Origin of the sequence: Nonomuraea sp. NPDC048826, assembly GCF_043198225.1 — a bacterium.
GTDB lineage: Bacteria > Actinomycetota > Actinomycetes > Streptosporangiales > Streptosporangiaceae > Nonomuraea.
This window is the reverse complement of sequence record NZ_JBICUQ010000005.1, coordinates 393,726-415,869: the sequence shown is the minus strand read 5'-3', so window position 1 is coordinate 415,869 and position 22,144 is coordinate 393,726. Positions and strand designations below refer to the sequence as shown.

The window sequence follows — 22,144 nt, the reverse complement described above, 5'->3', positions numbered from 1 at the left end:
ATCATCACCGAGAACGCCGTCATGCCCCTCACTGTACCGACCGGCCTCGCCCGTCTCCTGCGGTTTTCTCCCGTACGAGGAAGCGACGCGTCAGGCGAGCCGGCGGCGCACGGCCCACAGCGCCGCGCCGACCGCGAACACGACCAGCCCCGCGACCACCGACGGCAGCGGCAGGGTGGCGGCGAGCAGCAGGCAGAGCGCCAGCCCGAGCACCGGCACCGCCTTCGGCGGGGCGCCCTCGTCGCGGCCCAGCCTGAGGGCGGCGGCGTTCGCGATCGCGTAGTAGACCAGCACCCCGAACGACGAGAACCCGATCGCCTCCCGCAGGTCGGCGACGAGCACCAGCACCACCACCGCCGCCCCCACCGCGAGCTCGGCCCGGCGCGGCACCTGGTGGACGGGGTCGACGGCGGCGAACGCGCCGGGCAGGTCGCGCTCGCGGGCCATGGCGAGCACCGTGCGCGAGACGCCGAGCAGCAGCGCGAGCAGCGCGCCGAGCGCGGCCACCGCGGCGCCGGCCCGCACCACGGGCCCCAGCCCCGTCGCGCCGACGGTCTCCACGACGTCCACCAGCGGCTCGGCCGACATGGCGAGCCAGCCCGGCCCGAGCGTCTCCAGCGCGGCGGCGGCGACCAGCGCGTACACCACCAGCGCGAGGCCGAGCGCGATGCCGATGGCGCGCGGGATGGTCCGGCCCGGGTCGCGGACCTCCTCGCCCATCGTGGCGATGCGGGCATACCCGGCGAACGCGAAGAACAGCAGCCCGGCCCCCTGGAGCACCCCCCACCCGGTCACCTCGGGATCGAGGACGTAGTGGAGCCCGGGCGGCAGGTCGTCCAGGGACCCGAGCTCGATCACCTGCTCCTTGTCGACGATGGAGGCGCCGGCCGGGCGCTCCGCGCGCTCGTCCACGATCAGGGCCGGGTCGTCGGCTGGCATGCCGGTCACCGGGCCGACGTCCGGACGCTGCAGGAACGCCACTGTCACCACGGCGGCGAGGACCAGGAGCACGAAGCCCACCATGATCATCGCGGCCCGCGCCGACCGCCGCACCCCGAACAGGTTGAGCACCGTCAGCACGACCACCGCGCCGACGGCCAGCGGCCTGGCCAGCTCGGGGATCACGTACGCGCCGAACGTCAGCGCCATGGCCGCGCAGGAGGCCGTCTTGCCGACGGTGAACCCCCACCCCGCGAGGTAGCCCCAGAAGGGCCCCAGCCGGCGGCGCCCGTACACGTAGGTACCGCCCGACTCCGGGTGGCGGGCCGCCAGCCGGGCGGAGGAGGTGGCGTTGCAGTAGGCGACGACGGCGGCCAGCGCGAGCGCGGCGAGCAGCCACGACCCGGCCGCCCCGGCCGCGGGCGCGAACACGGCGAACACCCCGGCGCCGATCATCGCGCTCAGCCCCACGACGACGGCGTCGCGGGTCCCCAGCCGCCGCTCCAGTTCCTCGGTCACCCGCGTTCTCCCCTCGCCGCCGGGAGCACTCTCCCGTACCGGCCGGGCGCGGGCAACCCGGCGGGACGGCTATTCCTCGGCCCGCGGCCCCGGCACGACCAGCACCGGCCGGCCCGCGTGGTGCAGCACCCGGTCGGAGGTGCTGCCGAGCAGCAGCGACTTCACCCCGCCGAGCCCCCGGGTGCCCGTCACGATGAGCTCGGCGTCCAGGTCGTCGGCCACGTCCACGATCGTCGCCCACACGGCCAGGGCGTCCGGCTCGGGTCGCGCCCGGGCCTCCAGACCCGCCGAGCGTGCCAGCTCCGCTCCCTGGTCGGCCAGCTCGTTCATGGCCCGGTCGATCGCCTCTTCCTCCACGGGCGAGGGGTCGACCGTCATCACCAGCCCCGCCGAGGCTCTCGCGGTGGCCATCGCCAGCCGTTCCCACACGGTCAGCACCACGGCGTCATGCCCGGGGAACATCCGCCCGGTGAACGCGATGGCCGCCTTGGCGTCGTCGGATCCGTCGTACGCGATCAGAATCGTCATGCCGGTCCCCTACCGAGAACCGGGGCGATTACGCCAGGGCCGGCGCGCCGGCCCGGCGCACGGGCGGGCGCAGCATCGACAGCCCGACCAGCGCGAGCACGCCCAGCTCGGTGACCACCACGGTGCGCTGGACCAATCCGGCGGGGAAGTCGTCGTTGGACAGCGGGATGCCGAACATCCGCACCACGTACGGGATCACGACCATCACCAGCGCGACCACGGCGACCGCGCTGAGCGCCCGCATCCACCCGGCGTACCGGATCCGCGCCCTGGCCAGCAGCAATCCCGCCAGCGGCATCACCAGGAACGCGACGAAGGCGGCGTAGCGGTGGATGCCCCCCGACACCGACAGCGGCAGCCCGGGCGGGTCGGTCGGGAAGGCGCCGACCAGGAACATGCTCATCCCCCACACGACCAGCAGTCCCACCACCCAGCGGTGCGCGCCGGACCGGCGCAGCGCCTCGGCGATCAGGGCCGCGCCGGCCGCGAAGAGCGTCAGCGACATCGGGAGCAACCAGCCGGCCGCCTGGAAGGCGTACTCGCTGATGACGGTGTGCATCGGGTCGAGCCCCGCCTCGGCGTGCAGGGTCACCATGGCTCCGGTGCCGGTGCCGATGGCCGCGAATCCAGTGACAAGCAATCCCTTCATGCTTCAAAAGTCGTGGAACGCGGCCTCGCGGAGTATCGGAGAAGAGCCCCAGCGGCCCCTGGTCCGTCCCTTAGTACCTAAGTCGCACGCCCCTGAGGACCCGCCTGTGACCTGCGCGGACCCGACCCGGGGTGGGGTTCGCCCGATCAGGGAGGGTGGGGCCCGCGTCAGCCCGCGGCGGGGGGTGCGTCGAAGTAGGCGCGCACCACGGTGGCCCCGGCGCGGGTGTGGACCCGGACCAGGTCGCTGAGCAGGTTGACGATGAGCAGCCCGCGCGAGCCGGGGACGTGCGCGGGGACCGGCTTGCGGCCGGCGAGCGGGTCGGTGATGTGGCCGGCGTCGCTGACCTCGCACACCAGGCGGCCGGCCTCGCGCCACACCCGGATGAGACCGGCGCCGCCGCCGTGGTCGAGGCTGTTGGCGCCCAGTTCGGCGATCACCAGGCGGATGTCGTCGAGCCGGTCGCCGCGGAAGCCCATCGCGGCGGCCTCGGCGGCCGCGAGCGCGCGGGCGGCGGCGAGGTTGTCGGCGTCGAAGCGGAGCGCGGCGTGCTCGGCGGGGTCGCCGAGCGGCCGGTTGTGGCCGTCGACGACGACCTGCGGGGCGTAGCGGGCGCTCGGGCGCTCACCTGCGGCGTCGCGCAGCACCGGGTGGGTGAGCTCCGCCTCCAGGAGCACCTCCGGGTCGAGCCCCTCGGCGTCGTACGGGCACAGGATGGTGAGGCGGCGGCCCGAGAACGCGAAGTTGATCAGGGCCTCGTGCTGGGCGCACGCGGGGTATTCGGTGGCGCTGCGGCCCGGCCAGATCGGCTCGCCGACGACGCGGACGTGGTCGTCGCGGTGGCGGTCGGCGAAGTCGAGCAGCACGCCGGGGATGATGCGGCCGGGGTTGCGGCCCGCGCGGGTCATGTCGAGCATGAGGACGCGCGCGGCGTCGGCGCCCAGCTCGCGCTCCAGCAGCTCCAGCTTGGGGCCGGGCACGGCGACGGCGACGGGCTCACCCGCGGCCAGACCCTCGCGGACGAAGCCCGTGACGGCATCCGCGTAATCCCGGTCGCCTCGGTAGAAGAGGGCCGGATGTATGAACGGCTCTGCGAACATCGTCTTTCAAGTTACCCGGCATCGACGCCTTTAAGGCCCGTCGTTGACTACCTCTTCGAGTGAGGAGATATTGGCACGCGGCTGGGTATCCCTTCCTCGTGAAGAGATATCAGATCGTACGACCCCCCCGGCGGCCCCGCCCCGCGTACTCCCTCGATCTGCGTACCCCGGCCGGACGTCACCTCCCGTTCTAGTCCTCCTATCCCTATGCTCGGTATATGTCGGAATTGCAGATGCGCGCCTCGGACGAGGACCGGGAGCGCATCGCCCAGCAGCTTCAGCAGGCGTTCACCGAGGGCAGGCTCGACCAGTTCGAGCTGGAGGAGCGCCTCGAACGGGCGCTGAGCGCCAAGGTCCACGGTGACCTGGCCGGGCTGGTGGCGGACCTGCCCGCGGCGGCGCCCGCGGTGCAGGACGTGGTCAACCTGGAGAGCGTCCACGACCACATCCGGCGCACCGGCGACTGGGCGGTCCCCCGCCGCATGCGGATCGCCACCAAGCACGGCAGCGTCCATCTCGACTTCTCCGAGGCGGTCGTCCCGCACCGGGTGGTCGAGATCGAGCTCGATCTCAAGTACGGGGCAGCAAAGATCATCCTGCCTCCCGGGGCGTCCGCCGACATCGACCGCTACCGGAGCGACTGGGGCAACACCAGCGTGACCGACGTGCCGGGCCGCCGGCAGCCCGGCGCCCTGCACGTGGTGATCACCGGGCACAACAAGTACGGCGGTCTGACCGTCCGCTATCCCCGCAAGCGCTGGTTCACCCAGTCGTGAAAGGCGGAGATGTGGTGCTCGCTGGGCACCAGCACGCCGCCTGACCGGTAGGCCCGCGAGTACATGCCGGGCTGGGTCCGCTCACAGGCGTCGAAGTCCTGCTCGTTGACCCGGTGGAAGAGCTCGACCGACCGCGACAGGTCGGCCCCCGAGGCCACCACGTCCGGGTGGTAGAGCCAGTCGCACTCCACCACCGTGCGGTCCACGGCCAGCGGGAACATCCGGTGCAGGATGACGTGATCGGGCACCAGGTTGACGAACACCTGCGGCTTGACGGTGATCGCGTAGTAGCGCCGGTCCTGCTCCGCGGAGACCTCGGGCAGCTTGCCGAAGCCGGGGCCGCCGTCGACGGTGAAGCCCTGCACCCGGTCGGCGAACTCGGCGCCGTGGCCGACGTAGTACTGCGCGGCGTAACCCCCGGCGAACTCCGGCAGCACGGCCGTGAGCTCGGGGTGGATGGTCGCGCAGTGGTAGCACTCCATGAAGTTCTCGACGATCAGCTTCCAGTTGGCCCGCACGTCGTAGCGGATGCGCCGGCCCAGGGCGAGCTTGTCGGTCTGGTAGTGGTCGATGGCGGCCTGGTCGCCGAGCCGTTCGGTGGCCGCGTGCATGACCGTGTCCTCGAACGAGGGCGGCTCGTCGGCCAGGCAGACCCAGGCGTAGCCGAGCCATTCGCGCAGCGCGACCGGGATCAGGCCGTGCTCGACGCGGTCCACGTCGGGCATCTTGACCAGGTTGGGCGCGGCGGCCAGGCGGCCGTCGAGGTCGTACGCCCAGGCGTGGTACGGGCACTTGAGCGTCCGCTTGACCTCGCCCGTCTCCTCCACGCAGAGGCGGGCGCCGCGGTGCCTGCAGACGTTCAGGAACGCGCGCAGCGCCCCGTCGCGGCCGCGTACGACGATCACGTTCTCCCGGCCGACCTGGACCGTGCGGAACGCGCCCGGCTTGGCGAGCTCGTCGGATCGGAGCGCGCAGAACCACAGCGCCTCGAAGATCCTGGCCTGCTCCTCCTCGAACAGCGCCGGATCGGTGTAGGAGCGTCCGGGCAGCGTGGAGATCAGACTCGATGTGCTGGTCAACCGACACTCCTTGTTGCGTAATACGCACCGAGTTGCTCTATATGCGACATAGTCCGGTCGGCCCATGAGCGTGTCAAGAGGGTGCGGGCGGCGCGCCACGGCGCCGAGCGTCCGCGCTGGTCAGGCCCCCGTGACCCGGCGATACGCAGCGCCGGCTTTACATCGACTTGATATCGATGGTGTTAGTGCGGTGCAAGCGACGGTCAAGAAAGGCCCCATACTGTGCCTTCGTCTCTGAACCTACGAAAGGCACAACCATGACACCCCCTCGCCGTCGCCTCGCCATCGCGATCGCGACGTTCGCGTTCGCCGGTATGACGATCACCGGTTGCGGTGCCCTGGGCCAGGCTGTCGACTGCCAGACCGCGGCCAAGGAAGTCACCACGATCATGACCGAGTTCAACACCGCGATGGCGTCGGCCGCCACCGACCCGAAGGCCGTCGAGACGGCGGGCCAGGATGCCGCCGCCAAGGTGAAGTCGCTCGCCGGCAACTATGATGGAGAGGTCGGCGCCGCGCTCAACGACCTCGCGTCCGGCCTCGAAGGCATCAAGATCGACGGCTCCGACCCGCAGGGCTCGATGGAGTCGGTCAACAAGCTGCAGGGCTTCATCACCAAGATCCAGGCGGCCTGCAGCTAGTCGCGCACGTGTCGGGGGCAGCGCTCGACTGCCCCCGATGTCAGGTGGGAGTGGCCGCGTTCGGCGGGCGGGAGGCGATCCGCGCGGCGATGGACTCCTGCCACGACCTGAGAAAGTCCCCGTAGCCCTCGGCGAACCCGCGCAGCTCCCGCGCGCCCTGCGGGGACAGCGCCGTCAGCACGTAGGTGACCTCGACCGTCGTGCCGCCGTGGCCGTCGTCCACGGCGGTGACCGTCACCGTGCCGGCCCGCGAGCCGGGGATCACCCGGGCGTAACTGATGCGGTGGCCCTCCTGCCGGTCGACCACCACCCAGATCGTGCGCTCGCCGTGGGAGTCGGTCTCGAAGACCGTGCCGGGCCGCGCGTCGTCGGCGGCCGGGACGGGGAAGCGGGGGCGCCAGCCCTTGACCCACTCCTCCTCCCCGCGCGGGGTGAACAAGCGCAGCGCCTCTATCGGCGGCAGCGGGACCGGCACGTGGCCGGTCAGCGCGTAGTGCGCGCTCACCGGTCGACCAGCTTGTGCGCGTCGTCGGCGGTGAGGGTCAGGCCGTAGACGGACTTCAGTTGGGCGATCTTGCCGAGGGTCTCGTCCGAGAACGGCGTCCGCCCTTCGAAGGCGTGCAGCGTGATGCCCTCGACGAGGTCGCCGAGCGACATGTCGAGATATTCGGCCAGCCCCTTGAGGACCTTGAGCAGGTTCTTCTCGACCCGGAGGCCGGTCTGGGTGCGCTCGGTTGGTACCACGGTAACAAGATACCACTCAGACGTTCCTGGCCGCCTCCGCATAGGCCCGTTCGAACCCGGCGAGCACGGCGGGCCACGAGCCCGCCACGGGCGGGTTGTCGCGGTTGTGGCGGGTGATCCGCTCCCGCAGCTCCCGGTCCGCGCACAGCCGCGCGACCGCGTCGGCGAGGGCGTCGGGGTCGCGGCCGAGCAGCCCCTCCGTGCCGTGCTCGACGAAGTCGGCCACCCCGCTCTGCGTCCGCGCCACCACCGGCAGCCCGGCGGTCCTGGCCTCCAGCGCGGCGATGCCGAACGACTCGCGCGGCGCCGGCGCCACGAACAGGTCGGCCGACTCCAGCACCTTCGCGATCCGCTCCCTGCTGTAGCGGCCGGGCAGCGACACCCATCCGCCCATGCCGCGCCTGGCCAGATAGCGCTCCATGGCGGACCTGGCCGGGCCGTCGCCGACCACCGTGACCCGCAGCGGGATCGAGGCGGGCACCCGCGCCCGCGCCTTCTCCAGGATCCGCAGCAGGCCCACCGGCTGCTTGCGCGGCGCCAACCGGCCGACCGCCACCACGTGCACCTCGTCCCTGGCCTCCGGGCTGCCCCCGGCGGGGAAGAGCCGCCAGCCCGACAGGTCGAGGCCGTTGGACACCACCCGCACCGGCACCCCCGGCCCGGCGACCCCGCGGATCGGCGCCGCCGCCGCGCTGCTCACCGTGGTGGCCACCAACCCCCAGCGCTGCCACCCGTACAGGACCTTGAGCAGCCGGTAGAGAGCCCGGGTGACCGGGTCCCACATGCTGTGCACGGTCACCACGCACGGCAGCCCGCAGCGTCTCGCGGCGCGCACCCCCATCCAGGCGAACGGCGAGACCGCGCCCATGTGCACGTGCACCACGTCGGGCCGCGACCGTGCCAGCCGCCTGGTCAGCCCGCGCACGCCGCGCGGGTGGACCGGCAGGTCGAAGGGCATCCTGGCGACGATGCGATGCACCCCCTCCAGCGGCTCCCCCCGGGTGGCGGTGGCCACCTCGACGGCGTGGCCGGACTCGCGCTGCATCCGCACGAGATCGGCGACCTGCACCTCGATCCCCCCGAGCCGAGGCAGATAACAGTCGCTCACGTGAAAGATCCGCACCTCCCCCAGACTAATCTGGGGCCTGTGCCTCCACGTACCGCAGTCTTCTTCCACGCGCATCCCGACGACGAGGCCCTGCTGACGGCGGGCACGATGGCGATGCTGGCGGCCGAGGGGCACCGCGTGGTGCTCGTGGTGGCCACCGCCGGCGAGCGCGGCCTGGCCGACGTGCGGCCGGGCGAGGCGCTCGGCGAGACCCGGATGAAAGAGCTCTACCAGTCGGCCGCCGTGCTCGGCTGCGCCCGCGTCGAGTGCCTGGGCTACGGCGACTCGGGGCTGAGCCCGCAGGGCGGCGTCGCCGACGAGCGCCCCGACGACGCGTTCATCGACGCCGACACCGAGAAGGCCGCCACCGCGCTCGCCGAGATCCTCCGCGAGGAGCAGGCCGAGCTGCTCACCATCTACGACCCGGCCGGCGGCTACGGCCATCCCGACCACGTGCAGGTCCACCGGGTGGGCAAGCGGGCGGCGGAGATCGCCGGCACGCCGATCGTGCTGGAGGCGACGGTCAACCGCGACCCGCTGCTGCGGCTGCTGCGCCTGGCGGGCAAGGTCTACCGGTTCCCGCCGGAGTTCGACGTGCGCACCTTCGAGAGCGCCTACTCGGCCGGCGAGACCATCACCCACCGGGTCAACGTGCGCCGCTACGCCCGCCAGAAACGCGCCGCGATGGCGGCGCACGCCTCCCAGGCGACCGGCGGCGACAGCGACCGCACGCTCGCCGTGATGCTCAAGGTGCCCGGCCCGCTCTACCGCCTGGTCTTCGGCACCGAGTGGTACGTCCGGCGCGACCTGCCGCCCGGCACCCGTGTGCGTCACCCTTTCGATCCGGGGCCGAAATAGTACGTCCGGGGGATCCGGCCGCGCCCCGCACCCGACAGACTGGCATCCGATGAAGAACAAGTGGCTCCAGATCGCGCTGTCCGCCCTGTCGCTGGGCCTGGCGGTGGCCCTCGTCGTCTACCTGCCCCAGATCGTCCGGGCGCTGACCGGCAAGGACGTCTCCTGGCGGGAGATCTGGGCCGTGTTCGGCTCGCTCGGGGCCGGCACGATCGCGCTGATGACCGCGCTGTGGCTGCTCAGCCTGCTGGCGTACACGTTCGTGCTGACCGGCTCCCTGCCGGGGCTGGGGCGCCTGCAGGCGCTCACGCTGAACGCGGCCGGCAGCGCGGTCAGCAACCTGCTGCCGTTCGGCGGCGCGGCCGGGGTGGCGCTGACCTTCGCGATGGCCAGGGGCTGGGGCTTCGGCAACCGCGCGATCGTGGTCATGACGCTGGTCAGCGGCGTGTGGAACACCTTGTTCAGGTTCATCCTGCCCGCCGTGGGCATCATCGCGCTGCTGATCGCGGGCCGGGCGCCCAACGCGACGGTGGCCAACGCGGGCTGGGTGGGCGCGGTGTCGATCCTGGTCCTGGTCACGGTGGTCGCGGTGGCGCTCTACTGGGACCGCGCCGCGGTGGCGCTGGGCCGGGGGCTCGACGCCGTGGTACGGGTGATCCGGCTGCGGGTGCGGCCCTCGGAGGCGTTCCACCGGCTGCGGGCCGACACCGCCGGGATCGTCAGGACCCGGTGGCTGCCGCTGTCGGGCGGCATGATCGCGTTTCTCGGCATGCAGTGGGCGATCATGGCGGCCTGCCTGGTCGCCACGGGCGCCTACCCCGGCCCGGCCGAGTCGATCGCGGTGTTCGCGCTGTCGCGGGTGCTGACGACCGCCCTGGTCACGCCCAGCGGGGCGGGCATCATGGAGGCGGGCGTGGTGGTGCTTCTCACCAGCGCGTTCGGGGTGCCGCTCGCTCCCGCGACGGCCGCCGCACTGCTTTTCGGCTTCTGGACTTACACTATCGAGATCCCGTTCGGTGGCCTCGCGCTCGGCGCGTGGGCGCTTCTGCGCCGGCGCGACAGCCGTGACGCCGCCGCGGAGCCCCCGTCCACGATCTCGAAGGCCCCCAGGTGACGATCAGAAACATAACGCTCGATTATCAACCACGGGCCTTGTGCGTGATTCGGAAGCCCGCATAGCGTGGCGGCTGAAATGGTGGCGTTCCGAGTTCTGGGGCCAGTCGAGGCGTACGAACACGACGACGAACTCGACCTCGGCGGGTTGCGGCAGCGGGCCGTCCTCGCCCGGCTCCTCGTGGCCAGGGGTCAGGTCGTGCCCGTTGACACCCTGCTCTACGACCTGTGGGCCGATGACACGGCCAAGGGCGCCCAGTCGGGGCTGCAGGTCTACATCTCGCGGCTGCGCCGCGTGCTCGAGCCCGGCCGCCCGCGCGGCGGGCCCAACCGGCTGCTGGTGACGGTCGCCTCCGGCTACGCCCTGCGGGTGGCGCCCGACCAGGTCGACGCGCTCCGCTTCGAGCAGCTCGTCCGCGCGGCGGGCGAGCACCTGGAGGAGGGTGACCCGCAGTCGGCGCGCGGGCGTCTGGAGAAGGCGCTCGGCCTGTGGCGCGGCACCCCCTACTCCGACTTCGCCGACCAGCAGTGGGCCGAGGCCGAGGTCAACCGGCTGACCGAGCTGCGGCTGGTGGCCCGCGAGCGGCACGCCGACACCGGCCTGCGCCTGGGCCTGCCCGCCGAGACCGTGCCCGACCTGGAGGCGCTCACCACCGAGCACCCGCTGCGCGAGGAGGGCTGGCGGCTGCTGGCGCTCGGCCTCTACCGCTGCGGCCGGCAGGGCGACTCGCTGGCCGCGCTGCGCCGGGCCCGCGGCATTCTCGCCGACGAGCTGGGCATCGACCCCGGCCCGGCGCTGCGCAAGCTGGAGTCCGACATCCTGGCCCAGTCGCCCGAGCTCGACCTGGCCCCGCCGCCGCGGCCGTCCAGGGCGGTCCCGGTGGCCGACACGTGGCCGCCCCGCCCGGCCACGCCGGTGGAGCCGCCGCCGCTGGAGCCGGAGCCGTTCGTCGGCCGCGACGCCGAGCTGTCCAGGCTGACCACGGCCGCCGCCCGCACCGGCCGCTTCCAGGTGGCGATCGTCACCGGCGTCGCCGGGGCCGGCAAGACCACGCTGCTGCGCCAGCTCCAGAGCAGGCTCACCGCCGACGGCTGGATGACCGCCTCCGGCGCCTGCCCCGACTCCAGCGCCACCCCGCCGGGCTGGGCGTGGGTGGAGATCCTGCGCACGCTGGTCGGCGTGACCGGCGCCGGCGAGTACGCCCAGCTGCTCGCCCCGCTGCTCGACGACGCGGCCCCCGATCCCGAGGACGACGAGGTGACGGGCGGCTTCCGGCTGCACCGAGCCGTCGGCGGCTATCTCGCGGGCGTGGCCGGCCGCTCCCCCGTCCTGCTCACCCTCGAGGACCTGCACTGGGCCGACGACCAGACGCTGGCGCTGCTGCGCGCGCTGCCCAGCCTGCTGGCCACCAGCCGGGTGCTGCTCGTGGTCACCTGCCGCGAGAGCGAGCTCGACGACAGCCAGGCCGACGTGCTCGCCGCCCTGGCCCGGCTCGGGCCGGTGCGGGTGAGCCTGTCCGGGCTCGACCCGAAGGCCGTCGCGCAGCTCGTCCGAGCCACCTGCGTGCGCGACATCGAGGACGACGCGGTCGAGTCGATCGTGGAGCGCACCGCGGGCAACCCGTTCTTCGTGCGCGAGACCGTACGCCTCCTCGACGCCGAGGGCGCGGCCGACCGGGCCAGCGCGGCCGAGGTGCTGTCGCAGGTGCCGTCAGGGGTGCGCGACGTGCTGCGGCGGCGCATCTCCCGGCTGCCCGCCGGGGCGCAGCAGATCCTGCTGCAGGCCGCCGTGATCGGCCGCGACGTGGACGTGGACGTGCTGGTCGACGTGGCCGGCGACGAGGACGCGGTGGTGGAGGCCGTGGAGGCGGCGCTGCTGGCCGGGCTGGTGACCGAGCCGGGGCCCGGCATGCTGCGGTTCGACCACGACCTGGTGCGCGACACGATCTACTCCGACGCCTCGCGGCTGCGCCGCACCCGGCTGCACGCGGCGGTGGCGGCCGTGATCGAGCGGCGCACCCCGTCCGACGTGGCGGCGCTGGCCCACCACTACTACCTGGCCGACGCCGCCGAGAAGGCGGTCCACTACTCCGGGCTGGCGGCCGAGCAGGCCGAGCGGCGCTTCGCCCACCGCGAGGCGGCCACGCTGTGGGAGCAGGCCATCGCCGCGTTCGACCGCACCGGCGGCGACACCAAGCAGCGCCTGCAGCTCATGCTGCGCCGCATCAAGGCGCTGGCGCTGTGCGGCGACATGACGGCGGCCCGGCTGCTGCGGCGCGAGGCGATGGACGCCGCGCTGCCGCTCGGCGACCTGGAGCTGACGGCCCGGGTGGCCGCCTCGCTGGCGGTGCCGCACAAGGGCATGGCCCGCGACTTCACCCGTACCGCGTGGGAGATCGTCGACATCACCGAGCGGGCACTGTCGGAGCTGCCGGAGGGCGAGCAGTCGCTGCGCGCCAGCCTGCTCACCACGCTGGCGCTGGAGCTGGAGGGCTCCTCCTCGCCGGAGCGGGGCCGCCAGGCGTCGCTGGAGGCGCTGGAGGTGGCCAGGGAGAGCGGCGACCCGGCGCTGATCGCGGTGGCGCTGAGCGCGCGGCTGCGGCAGTCCTACGACATCCCCGCCGTCGACACCCGCGAGAGCATCGGGCGCGAGCTGCTGGACGTGGCGCAGCGTTCCGGGCAGATCGCCACCCAGGCGCTGGCCCATCTGGTGCTGCTGGAGTGCGCGGCCGCGCGCGGCGAGTTCACGGTGGCCGACGAGCACGCCGCCGCCGCCGACCAGCTGGCCCGCCAGTACGACCTGCCGGCCCCGGCCGCGGTGCACGCGTGGTACGTCGGGCAGCGGCGCATGATCGCCGGCGACTACGCGGCGGCCGAGCGGGCCTACCGCGAGGCCGCCCGGCTGACCGGCCGGGCGGGCATGCTGGAGGGCCGCCAGGACCTGCCGCTGATCACCGCGTTCTGCCTCCACCTGGTCGACGGCCGGGCGGCGGAGATGGTCGACATGCTGGCCGACGCCCACCAGCGCGGCGCCAAGTGGACCCTCGACGCCTACGCGCTGGCGCTGGCCTCGGCGGGTCACCTGGCCGACGCCAAGGCCGTGGCGGCGGTGCGCCCGCCGGTCCGGCCCGACTTCCTGTACGAGCTCGCGATGACGTGGCGGGCGCTGGCCGGGATGCTCCTCGACGACCGGGAGCGGATGGTCGACTGCTACGACAAGCTCAAGCCGTTCGCCGACCGGGTCGCGGGCGCCGGCACCGGCGTGGTGGCGCTGTGGCCGGTGGCGCTGACGCTCGGCGACCTGGCGATCCGGGTCGGCCAGCCGGAGGCCGCCCGCGCCCACTACCTGAAGGCGCTGGAGGTGGCCCGCCGGGTCGGTGTGCCGCGCTGGGTGGAGGCGGCGGAGCGCTCGGTCAGCAACTCACCTGGAAACGGTCGCTCTTGATGGTCTCGGCGCCCTCGGCGGCCAGCTCGACGCGATACCAGCCGGGGTTGCCGGAGACCGTGGCCTCCCACTCGGCGGTGTCGCGCGCCCCGGCGAAGCCGGAGTAGTCGACGAGATAGGTGCGCCAGGTCTTGGCCGACGGGCTCCAGCGGGCCAGCTTCCAGCTGTAGGAGAGGGTCTTGCCCGCCTCCGGGTTGACCAGGACGGTACGGGCGACGTACGTCTTCAGGCAGCCGGGCTCGGTGGGCAGCGCGTCGACCGTGACCGTGCCGGCGGCCAGCGCCCGCGCGGTCGCCTCGGTGGTGACCGGCATCTCCTGCGCCGACAGGCTCACGTTGGTGGCCGGCGCGGGGGCGGGGGCGGAGCTGGCGGTGCCGTAGGCCGACAGTCCGGCGTAGGCGGCGGTGAAGGCCAGGGCCGCCACCACGAACTTGGCCGCGCTCGCCGTGCCGCCGGCCAGAACCGCTCCGCTTCTCGTCGCCATGGTCACACACCTCTTTCGCTCAGTTCAGGTGTACTGGGAGGTGGTTGACCGCGGCTTGCAGCCCGATATGGCAGCCACTTGCAAGGTGAATTAAGGTAAGGCTGACCTAACGATTGGGGGTGTGGAGTCCGCCATGAGGCACCTCCCGCTCGTCCTGGACTCCGTGGCTGATCCCTTCTGGCTGGGTCTGCCGTACTGGCTCGTGGGCGTCATCCTCATGTTCGCCCTCTTCGTGGTGTTCCAGGTCTACTACTGGGCGGGCCGCCGGCTGGGCGAGAAGCTGTACGAGTCCCGCGTCGGCGAGCGGATGGGCCGCGAGCGGATCGCCAAGGTCGAGCGCGTCGTGGAGAAGTGGGGTGCGCTGGCCGTCTACGGCTGCTTCTGGGTGCCGATGCTGCGCCACACGCTGCCGTGGGTGGCGGGGGCGCTGCGGGTGTCCTATCCCTGGTACGTGGTGGCGAGCGCGCTCGGGTGCCTGACCTGGGCCCCGCTGTGGTGGTTCGGCGGCATGGTCGCGCTCGGGGCGTGGTTGCGGCTCGCCGCCCAGTCGCCGCTCGCGGCCGGGCTCGTGGCGGTGGCCGTGGTGGCCGGAGTGGTGTACTACATCACCTGGCGGCGCAGGAAGCGGGCGAGGGCGGAAGAGCAGCTCGCCGCCTGACACTCCCCATTCGGCATGTTTCGCCGGATCGGCGGCCCGGAAATGTCACCATGGTGCTCATGCGTATCGCCGTTCTCGCAGGTTCCGCCATGCTCGCCCTCACGGTGGGGGTCTCCGCCGCGCCGCCGGCCGTGGCCGCCGAGGCGCCGCCGGTGGCCGCCAAACAGGCTTACGTGGTCGACTCCTTCGGAACGATCCACTTCGGCAAGCGCGAGACCGCCCGGGTGCCGGTGGCCAGCCTGGTCAAGGTGATGACCGCGTACGTCGTGCTGCGCGAGGCGAAGCTGTCCGAGATCGTCACCGTCACCGCGGAGGACGTCCGCTACGCCGCCAAGGGCGGCGCGGCGACGGCGGGCCTGCGCGCGGGCGAGCGGCTCACGGTCAGGGACATGCTGTACGCGCTCATGCTGCCCTCCGGCGCCGACGCGGCGAACGCGCTGGCCCGCACCTACGGGCCGGGCAAGCCGGCCTTCATCGCCAAGATGAACGCCACCGCCCGCCGGCTCGGCCTCGACGGCACCCTCTACACCAACGCCGACGGCATGCCGACCCCGCGCAACGGCGGCTACTCCACCGCCGCCGACCAGGTGGAGCTGGCGCGGCAGGCGCTGGCCAACCCGGTCTTCAAGACTGTCGTGAGCCGGGCGACCCACAAGGTGACCAAGACGTCCCTGCACCGGGCCCACACCTGGCGCAACACCAACAAGCTGCTCGGCCGGGCCCCCGGCGTCATCGGGGTCAAGACCGGCTACACCCAGAAGGCCGGGTTCTGCCTGCTGTTCGCGGCCCGGGTCAACGGGCGCGACGTGGTCGGGGTGCTGCTCGGCGACCGCGACGAGCGGCGCTTCACGACGGCGGAGCGGCTGCTGGAGCACGTCGCCGGGGAGATCGCCCTCCGCTGAGGGCTCAGCACTCCATGATCGGGTCGAGCCGGTCGGCGGTCCAGCGCAGCGTGTGCGCCAGGCGGACCCTGGCCCGGGCCCGGTCGCGATGCGGCAGCACCGGCGCGTCCGGCAGCGCCGCGTGCGGCGACTCCCGGTGCGCCATCGCGATCTGGTACGCGAGAACCTGCATGGCGTCCATCACACCCTCCTTCTTAATCCATTAAGATCTTAATCGATTAAGATTCGTCAGGCAAGAGATCCGCTACGGTGGGAAGATGGCCAAGGTCACACTGCAGACGATCGCCGATCGGCTGGGCGTGTCCAGGGCGACGGTGTCCTACGCCTTCTCCCGGCCCGACCAGCTCAGCGACGACCTGCGGCGGCGCGTCCTCCAGGTCGCCGACGAGCTGGGCTACGCCGGCCCCAACGCGGCCGCGCGCTCGCTGCGCCTGGGCCGGGCCGGTGCGGTGGGGCTGCTGTTCAGCGAGACCCTCGCCTACGCCTTCGCCGACCCGTACGCGCTCGGCTTCTTCCAGGGGCTGGCCACCGCCGCCGAGGAGGCCGGGGTGGGGTTGCTGATCCTGCCGCTCCCGCGCGGCGAGCAGCACACGCCGCCGGTGCGCGACGCCGTGGTCGACGCCTTCTGCGTGATGTCCCTGCCCGACGGCCACCCGGCGCTGGCCGAGGTGCTGTCCCGCCGGCTGCCCGTGGTGGTGGTCGACGAGCCGTACGTGCCGGGTCACCCGTTCCTGGGCATCGACGAGCCGGCCGCCGGGGCGCGGGCCGCGCGCCACCTCATCGAGCTGGGCCACCGGCGCATCGGGGTGGCCATGGTGGGCCTGCACGCCGACGGCCGCACGGGCTGGGCCGATCCCGACCGTCAGCGCGGCGCGGTGTTCGAGGCGATGCGGGAGCGGCGCTCCGGCTACGAGTCCGCCTGTGTCTCGGCGGGCGTCGACTGGGCGTCCGTGCCGTTCTACGAGCTGGGCAGGAACTCGCGAGCGGCCGGTAGGGAGGCCGGTCACGCGTTGCTGCAGCGCACGCCGCGTCCGACGGCCATCCTGGCCAACACCGACGTGCTGGCGCTCGGCATCCTCGACGCCGCCGCCGACCTGGGGCTGGACGTCCCCGGTGAGCTGTCGGTGGTGGGGTTCTCCGACAGCGCCGCCGAGGAGGCGGGGCTGACCACGATCCGTCAGGCGAAGCAGGAGATCGGGGCGGCGGCGGGACGTTTGCTGCTGGAGCCGCCGGACGAGCCCGAACGGTTGCTGTTCCCGCACGAGCTGATCGTCCGCGCCTCGACCGCGCCGCCGCCTCCGTAGCCGGCCGTCTCCCTGGCCAGGGTGAATCGACACCAGTCAAGTCGCGTAAAGGGTAGCTTTTCAGCTCATTGCCCGTGATTGACCCTCCTTGTGCGGTACGCGTAGTTTCGGTGATCGAAGTGCCGAACCGCGAAGCTCTAGGGAGACGTGCGATGGGGACGACGGGGGTGGCGATCGTCGGTTGCGGCAACATCGCCAAGAGATACGCCGAACACCTGGCCGACTACCCGGAGCTGGACTTCCTCGGCGTGCAGGACGTCGACCCGGCGCGGGCCGAAGCGCTCGCCGCCGCGCACGGCGTCCGCGCGTACGAGACGCTGGACGAGCTGCTGGCCGACCCCGGCGTCGAGATCGTGGTCAACCTGACCGCGCACAAGGCCCACTACGAGGTCATCCGCCGCTGCCTGGAGTCGGGCCGCCACGTGCACAGCGAGAAGCCGCTCGCGCTGCGGTACGAGGAGGCCGCCGAGCTGGTGGCGCTGGCCGGCGAGCGCGGGCTGCGGCTCGGCGGCGCGCCCGCCACCTTCCTCGGCGAGTCCCAGCAGACGGCGCTCAAGCTGCTGCGCGAGGAGGCGATCGGCCGCGTCCGGCTGGTGTACGCCGAGGTCAACTGGGGCCGGATCGAGGTGTGGCACCCGGAGCCGGTCGGCTTCTACGAGGTCGGCGCGCTGTTCGACGTGGGGGTCTACCCGCTGACGATCGCCACGGCCGCGCTCGGCCCGGCCCGGCGGGTGACGGCCTTCGCCTCGACCCTGCACCCGCAGCGGACGCGCCTCGACGGGCTGCCGTTCACGCTCAGCACGCCGGACTACGTGGTGGCCAACATCGAGTTCGAGGGCGGCGTGCTGCTCCGGCTGACCTGCGACTTCTACGTGGAGCAGGGCAACACCCACCAGAAGGGCATGGAGTTCCACGGCGACGACGGATCGTTGCTGCTGCGCGGCTGGCACGACTTCGACGCGCCGCTGGAGATCGCCGCCTTCCGCGAGAAGCCCCGGCCGGTGACGCCGGTGCGGGAACCGTACCGGGGCGTCGAATGGGGCCGGGCCGTGCGTGACCTCGCCGCCGCGATCCGCGAGCGGCGGCCGCACCGCGCCACCGGGCAGCAGGCGGCGCACGTGGTGGAGATCCTCTGCGCCGCGCGCACCTCGTACGAGAAGGGCGGGCCGGTCGAGCTGACCAGTTCCTTCGAGCCGCCCGCGCCGATGAGCTGGGCCGAATGACGGGTAGGCCCTCCGGGTAGGCGGCGACGAGGGGGACACGATGCCGATCAAGGTCACGGTCTGGGGCGAGAACCGTCACGAGCGGCAGGAGGAGGACGTGCGCCGGCGCTACCCCGAGGGGATGCACGGCGCGATCGCGGCGGCGCTGACCGAGCACCTGGGCGCGCGGGCCCGCGTCCGTACCGCCGTGCTGGACGACCCCGAGCACGGGCTGTCGGACAAGGAGCTCGCCGAGACCGACGTGCTCACCTGGTGGGGCCACATGTCCCACGACGAGGTCGCCGACGAGGTGGTGGAGAGGGTGCGGCGGCGGGTGCTCGGCGGCATGGGGCTGCTGGTGCTGCACTCCGGCCACTACTCGAAGCTCTTCCGCGCCCTGATGGGCACCACGTGCAGCCTGAACTGGCGCGACGCCGGCGAACGCGAGCTGGTGTGGACCGTGGCGCCCGGCCATCCGATCGCCGAGGGGGTGCCGCGCCCGATCGTCATCGACGCGCACGAGACCTACGGCGAGCCGTTCGGCGTCCCGGAACCGGACGAGCTGGTGTTCATCAGCTCGTTCGGCGGCGGCGAGGCGTTCCGCAGCGGCTGCTGCTACCGGCGGGGGCTGGGCCGGATCTTCTATTTCAGCCCCGGCGACCAGAAATATCCCGTCTACCACCACCCCGACGTGCGCCGCGTGCTGGCCAACGCCGTGCTGTGGGCGGCCCCGCCGGGCGGCGTCGGCGAGCCGCTCGACAACGCGCACACGCCCGTCCGGTGGTAGTCACAGGGGTGATTTACAGGGAAATTTCGGAAATATCGCTTTCCTTGTATTCCGGTTGCCGCCCGCACAGCGCGACCCTAGGGTCCGCATGTGAAGATCCACATGATCGCCGCGCTGGCGGCCGTCACCCTCCCGCTGTCGGGCACCGCGGCGAACGCCGCGGTGGATCCGATCGACAGCCCCGAGCTGACCAAGAACGAGCTCTACGCCGCGGGGCCGCTCCCCCGTACGAAGTGCGCGGAGAAGCGCCTCAGGCCGGGCGACAAGAAGCAGGCCCGCGCCTACGTCAGCGCCGTCGTCGCCTGCCTCGACAAGACCTGGGGCCGGCACCTGGCCAAGGCCGGCGTCGACTTCGCCAAGCTGCGCGTCAAGCACTACAGCCGGATCCCGAAGAAGTACTGCGGGATGGACGTGGGCAAGGAGGACGCGCAGATCTGGTACTGCGACAGGACCAAGACGCTCGCCGTCCAGGTCGGCAAGTCCTGGCTGGAGGAGACCGACGACCTCTGGCTGTTCCAGCTGACCTCCGCCATGTACGGCATGCACGTCCAGCAGCTCACCGGCATCACCGACGCCCACAACGATGAGCCCTACGACGGCGAGGCCGAGCTGCGTGAGCAGTCGCGCCGGGCCAACCTGCAGACCGAGTGCCTCGCCGGAGCCTTCCTCAAGAGCGTGTGGCCGCTCAAGGGCAGGAACTCGCGTGACTTCCGCGAGCTGCTGAGCCTGATGCGGGGCGACGGCCGCAAGGACGAGCGCTGGCTGGGGAAGACGGCCAACGTGCGCGCCTGGATCAAGCGCGGCTTCGCCACCGGCGACCCCAAGTCGTGCAACACGTGGAGCGCGTCGTCCTCCAGGGTCGCCTGACGGCGTCGCTCAGGAGGGCCCACCGGCGCGCATCAGGCCGTGGCAGGCGATGGCGGCGGCGGCCACGACGTTCAGGGAGTCGACGCCCGCGGCCATCGCCGCCGGGCTCATCGGGATGCAGACCGGCTCGTCGGCCTCCTGCAGCCACCTGGACGACAGGCCGTCGCCCTCGGCGCCGAGCAGCAGCGCCACCCGCTCGGCGAGCTTGACCTCGTCGAGCGGGGTGACCGACTGGTCGGGGGTCAGCGCCAGGGTCCGGAAGCCGGCGGCGCGCAGCTCGTCCAGGCCGGTGTACCAGTTGTCCATCCGGGCGTACGGGATCGAGAAGACCGCCCCCATGGACACCTTCACCGCGCGCCGGTAGAGAGGGTCGGCGCAGCGCGGCGACAGGACGACCCCGCCCACGCCCAGCGCCGCCGCGCAGCGGAAGATGGCGCCGACGTTGGCGTGGTCGACGATGTCTTCGAGGACCACGAGGCGGGTGGCCGACTCCATGACCGAGGCGGTGGAGGGCAGTGCGCGGCGGGCCATGGAGGCGAGGGCGCCGCGGTGGACCTGGAAACCGGCGACGGCCGACATGATCTCGTCGCTGACCACGTACACGGTGGCGTCGCCGAGGACGTCGGCGAGCGGCTGGAGCCAGCGGCGGGTGGTGAGGACGGAGCGGATCGGGTGGCCCGCGCCGATGGCGCGCCTGATCACCTTCTCGCCCTCGGCCAGGAACAGGCCTCGCTCGGCCTCCAGGCTCTTGCGCAGCTCGACGTCGCGCAGCCGGGTGTAGTCGGTCAGGCGGGGGTCGGCGGCGTCGGTGACGTACTCAAGCACCTTCCGATACTGCCACGACTCGCCTGACCTGCCAGACCAGCGCGTAGCACGCGAGGACGAGGCAGAGCCCGACGACGGTGCCGGCGCCGACCTTGGTGATGACGCCGGGGAGGCCGAAGGCCGGGTTGGGCTCGTCCAGCCGGGGCCAGGCGAACGCGCCGGCGAGGATGCCCGCCGCGCCCCAGGCCAGGACCGTCCAGCGGACCCGGGCGGAGGTACGCAGGCCGGCGGGCACCGGCACGGGCGCCATCCGGGACAGGCCGCGCCAGGCCCACCACACGACGACGGCCAGGCCGACCGCGGACGAGCAGTACTGCAGCACCCGGAACAGCGGCAGCACGCCGAGCACGGGGGCCGCCAGCCAGGCTCCCCACTCCCCCGGGCCGGTGGAGTGGGTGAAGGAGTCCCACGCGACGTGGGTGGCGGCGCCGATCAGGCCGCCGGCCACGATGGCGGGGACGCCCCGGACGAGCTGCGGCCAGGCGGGCCGCAGGGTGGCGGCGCGGCCGGCCAGCGCGGGCGGCAGCAGGGCCAGGAGCGGGTCGCGGAGCAGGCCGTGGAAGAGCACGAGCAGGATCAGCACCGCCGCCAGGTCCACGGTCACCACGCCCTGCCAGGAGTGCCAGTCGCTGTAGTCGGGCAAGAAGGGCAGGAAGATCGGCAGGTCGGGCACCATCGCCCCCAGCGCCAGCGCCCACGGGTCGGCCAGGCGGCGCACCCTGGGCGACGAGATGAGCGGCAGCACCGCCGCCATGTGACTGGGTGTGAACGGCACCGGCTCCCCCTCCGAGTCGCTCCTTGATCATGACATTACCCGCGCGTGTGGCCATTCCCCGCCCCGAACCTCTAGGGTCACGCTCAGCAATGGAGAAGGTACGCAACGTCGTCGGCGGCCGGGGGCCGGGAATACGGGGGTTCAAGATGCCTGACCAGCGGGTTCATGAGCATCCTGCGGCGTCGCCCGAGTGGCTGCGGGCGGCGCGGCAGGCGCGGTCGCTCTCGGTGGTCACCCTGGTCTGGCTCGGCGTGGAGAGCACTCTGGGGCTGGCGGCCGGGTTCGGGGCGCACTCGGTCGCGCTGATCGGCTGGGGGCTGTCGGCCCTGGTGGAGGCCCTGGCGAGCCTGATCGTGGTGTGGCGGTTCACCGGCGCGCGCACGCTGTCGGCGACGGCCGAGCACCGGGCGCGGCGGGCCGTGGCGGTGAGCTTCTGGCTGCTCGCGCCGTACCTGATCGTGCACGTGGGCCATGACCTGGACGCCGGGCACCGCGCGGAGGTGAGCGTGCTCGGCATCGCGGTGACGGCGGTGAGCCTGATCAGCATGCCGGTGCTGGGCGTGGTCAAGCGGCGGCTCGGGGTGCGGCTGGCGTCCGGGGCCACCGCGGGCGAGGGCACCCAGAACATCATCTGCGGCGCGACGGCCGCGGGCGTGCTCGTGGGCCTGTGGCTCAACACCGAGGGCGTGTGGTGGGTCGATCCGATCGTGGCGCTGGCCCTGGCCGTGGTCGCCGTGCGGGAAGGGATCCGGGCCTGGCGCGGTCACATTTGCTGCCACTGACATGACGCCGGGTGATTACTGCACCAAAAGAGGTGTTTTGCCCCGGCAAGCGTACCGAGTAT

General features: G+C 72.7%; 24 protein-coding genes. 12 read left to right on the top strand and 12 right to left on the bottom strand.

Annotation, left to right across the window (positions count from 1 at the left end):
- Positions 1–90 precede the first annotated feature (90 nt).
- The 4 genes from ACGFI7_RS20280 to ACGFI7_RS20265 all read right to left on the bottom strand — a co-directional run bounded on the left by ACGFI7_RS20280 (position 91) and on the right by ACGFI7_RS20265 (position 3,735).
- The gene (locus tag ACGFI7_RS20280) at positions 91–1,458 is read right to left on the bottom strand and encodes an APC family permease (protein ID WP_393406455.1); all 1,368 of its coding nucleotides are present in this window, start codon (positions 1,456–1,458) and stop codon (positions 91–93) included.
- Between the two features lie 69 nt (positions 1,459–1,527).
- On the bottom strand, positions 1,528–1,986 hold the full coding sequence (locus ACGFI7_RS20275; protein WP_393406453.1) for a universal stress protein: 459 nt from the start codon (positions 1,984–1,986) through the stop codon (positions 1,528–1,530).
- Between the two features lie 28 nt (positions 1,987–2,014).
- A complete protein-coding gene (locus ACGFI7_RS20270; protein ID WP_393406451.1) occupies positions 2,015–2,635 on the bottom strand; it encodes a DUF998 domain-containing protein in 621 nt (206 codons plus the stop codon).
- 167 nt (positions 2,636–2,802) lie between these two features.
- Positions 2,803–3,735, bottom strand: coding sequence for an anti-sigma factor RsbA family regulatory protein (locus ACGFI7_RS20265; RefSeq protein ID WP_393406449.1), 933 nt, complete (start codon positions 3,733–3,735; stop codon positions 2,803–2,805).
- Between the two features lie 218 nt (positions 3,736–3,953).
- On the opposite strand from ACGFI7_RS20265, the gene ACGFI7_RS20260 reads away from it, so the two are divergent.
- Entirely contained in the window at positions 3,954–4,511 is a 558-nt protein-coding gene (locus ACGFI7_RS20260; protein WP_393406447.1) for a DUF1707 domain-containing protein, read from the top strand.
- Here ACGFI7_RS20260 and ACGFI7_RS20255 read toward each other — a convergent pair.
- Positions 4,478–5,590, bottom strand: a complete 1,113-nt coding sequence (locus ACGFI7_RS20255) for an SRPBCC family protein (protein WP_393406444.1) — start codon at positions 5,588–5,590, stop codon at positions 4,478–4,480. The genes ACGFI7_RS20260 and ACGFI7_RS20255 overlap by 34 nt on opposite strands.
- A 257-nt stretch (positions 5,591–5,847) precedes the next feature.
- On the opposite strand from ACGFI7_RS20255, the gene ACGFI7_RS20250 reads away from it, so the two are divergent.
- A complete protein-coding gene (locus ACGFI7_RS20250) occupies positions 5,848–6,231 on the top strand; it encodes a hypothetical protein (RefSeq protein WP_393406441.1) in 384 nt (127 codons plus the stop codon).
- A gap of 40 nt (positions 6,232–6,271) precedes the next feature.
- On the opposite strand, the gene ACGFI7_RS20245 is transcribed toward ACGFI7_RS20250, so the two are convergent.
- Genes ACGFI7_RS20245 through ACGFI7_RS20235 form a run of 3 tightly spaced genes read right to left on the bottom strand, consistent with a single transcriptional unit; the run spans position 6,272 to position 8,098 of the window.
- A complete protein-coding gene (locus ACGFI7_RS20245) occupies positions 6,272–6,736 on the bottom strand; it encodes a hypothetical protein (RefSeq protein ID WP_393406438.1) in 465 nt (154 codons plus the stop codon).
- The gene (locus tag ACGFI7_RS20240) at positions 6,733–6,975 is read right to left on the bottom strand and encodes a hypothetical protein (protein ID WP_393406436.1); all 243 of its coding nucleotides are present in this window, start codon (positions 6,973–6,975) and stop codon (positions 6,733–6,735) included. The genes ACGFI7_RS20245 and ACGFI7_RS20240 overlap by 4 nt, the downstream gene beginning before the upstream one ends.
- 16 nt (positions 6,976–6,991) lie before the next feature.
- A complete protein-coding gene (locus tag ACGFI7_RS20235) occupies positions 6,992–8,098 on the bottom strand; it encodes a glycosyltransferase family 4 protein (RefSeq protein WP_393406434.1) in 1,107 nt (368 codons plus the stop codon).
- Between the two features lie 24 nt (positions 8,099–8,122).
- Here ACGFI7_RS20235 and ACGFI7_RS20230 point away from each other — a divergent pair, with 24 nt between their 5' ends.
- The 3 genes from ACGFI7_RS20230 to ACGFI7_RS20220 all read left to right on the top strand — a co-directional run bounded on the left by ACGFI7_RS20230 (position 8,123) and on the right by ACGFI7_RS20220 (position 13,496).
- Complete coding sequence (locus tag ACGFI7_RS20230; protein ID WP_393406431.1) at positions 8,123–8,941, top strand: PIG-L deacetylase family protein; 819 nt, start codon at positions 8,123–8,125, stop codon at positions 8,939–8,941.
- A 49-nt stretch (positions 8,942–8,990) separates the two neighbouring features.
- The gene (locus ACGFI7_RS20225; RefSeq protein ID WP_393406428.1) at positions 8,991–10,052 is read left to right on the top strand and encodes a lysylphosphatidylglycerol synthase domain-containing protein; all 1,062 of its coding nucleotides are present in this window, start codon (positions 8,991–8,993) and stop codon (positions 10,050–10,052) included.
- A 78-nt stretch (positions 10,053–10,130) separates the two neighbouring features.
- Entirely contained in the window at positions 10,131–13,496 is a 3,366-nt protein-coding gene (locus tag ACGFI7_RS20220; protein ID WP_393406425.1) for a BTAD domain-containing putative transcriptional regulator, read from the top strand.
- Here the strand turns inward: ACGFI7_RS20220 and ACGFI7_RS20215 are convergent.
- Positions 13,465–13,980, bottom strand: a complete 516-nt coding sequence (locus ACGFI7_RS20215) for a hypothetical protein (protein WP_393406422.1) — start codon at positions 13,978–13,980, stop codon at positions 13,465–13,467. The genes ACGFI7_RS20220 and ACGFI7_RS20215 overlap by 32 nt on opposite strands.
- Positions 13,981–14,113: 133 nt before the next feature.
- Between ACGFI7_RS20215 and ACGFI7_RS20210 the strand changes: the two genes are divergently transcribed.
- Together ACGFI7_RS20210 and ACGFI7_RS20205 are read left to right on the top strand one after the other, a co-directional pair.
- The gene (locus ACGFI7_RS20210) at positions 14,114–14,638 is read left to right on the top strand and encodes a DedA family protein (RefSeq protein WP_393406419.1); all 525 of its coding nucleotides are present in this window, start codon (positions 14,114–14,116) and stop codon (positions 14,636–14,638) included.
- 59 nt (positions 14,639–14,697) lie between these two features.
- Positions 14,698–15,540, top strand: a complete 843-nt coding sequence (locus ACGFI7_RS20205; RefSeq protein WP_393406416.1) for a D-alanyl-D-alanine carboxypeptidase family protein — start codon at positions 14,698–14,700, stop codon at positions 15,538–15,540.
- 4 nt (positions 15,541–15,544) lie between these two features.
- Here the strand turns inward: ACGFI7_RS20205 and ACGFI7_RS20200 are convergent, their stop codons facing one another.
- Positions 15,545–15,721 (bottom strand): hypothetical protein, encoded by a 177-nt coding sequence (locus ACGFI7_RS20200; protein WP_393406413.1) that lies wholly within the window; start codon positions 15,719–15,721, stop codon positions 15,545–15,547.
- Positions 15,722–15,797: 76 nt separating this feature from the next.
- Here ACGFI7_RS20200 and ACGFI7_RS20195 point away from each other — a divergent pair, with 76 nt between their 5' ends.
- The 4 genes from ACGFI7_RS20195 to ACGFI7_RS20180 all read left to right on the top strand — a co-directional run bounded on the left by ACGFI7_RS20195 (position 15,798) and on the right by ACGFI7_RS20180 (position 19,700).
- The gene (locus tag ACGFI7_RS20195; protein WP_393406410.1) at positions 15,798–16,844 is read left to right on the top strand and encodes a LacI family DNA-binding transcriptional regulator; all 1,047 of its coding nucleotides are present in this window, start codon (positions 15,798–15,800) and stop codon (positions 16,842–16,844) included.
- A gap of 152 nt (positions 16,845–16,996) precedes the next feature.
- A complete protein-coding gene (locus ACGFI7_RS20190) occupies positions 16,997–18,067 on the top strand; it encodes a Gfo/Idh/MocA family protein (protein WP_393406408.1) in 1,071 nt (356 codons plus the stop codon).
- A 40-nt stretch (positions 18,068–18,107) separates the two neighbouring features.
- Positions 18,108–18,833 (top strand): ThuA domain-containing protein, encoded by a 726-nt coding sequence (locus ACGFI7_RS20185; protein ID WP_393406406.1) that lies wholly within the window; start codon positions 18,108–18,110, stop codon positions 18,831–18,833.
- Between the two features lie 90 nt (positions 18,834–18,923).
- The gene (locus tag ACGFI7_RS20180; RefSeq protein ID WP_393406403.1) at positions 18,924–19,700 is read left to right on the top strand and encodes a neutral zinc metallopeptidase; all 777 of its coding nucleotides are present in this window, start codon (positions 18,924–18,926) and stop codon (positions 19,698–19,700) included.
- Between the two features lie 9 nt (positions 19,701–19,709).
- Here the strand turns inward: ACGFI7_RS20180 and ACGFI7_RS20175 are convergent, their stop codons facing one another.
- Complete coding sequence (locus tag ACGFI7_RS20175; RefSeq protein WP_393406400.1) at positions 19,710–20,525, bottom strand: TrmH family RNA methyltransferase; 816 nt, start codon at positions 20,523–20,525, stop codon at positions 19,710–19,712.
- Positions 20,518–21,300, bottom strand: a complete 783-nt coding sequence (locus tag ACGFI7_RS20170; protein ID WP_393406398.1) for a DUF4184 family protein — start codon at positions 21,298–21,300, stop codon at positions 20,518–20,520. The genes ACGFI7_RS20175 and ACGFI7_RS20170 overlap by 8 nt, the downstream gene beginning before the upstream one ends.
- An 89-nt stretch (positions 21,301–21,389) precedes the next feature.
- On the opposite strand from ACGFI7_RS20170, the gene ACGFI7_RS20165 reads away from it, so the two are divergent.
- The gene (locus ACGFI7_RS20165) at positions 21,390–22,082 is read left to right on the top strand and encodes a hypothetical protein (protein WP_393406396.1); all 693 of its coding nucleotides are present in this window, start codon (positions 21,390–21,392) and stop codon (positions 22,080–22,082) included.
- Positions 22,083–22,144: the final 62 nt, after the last annotated feature.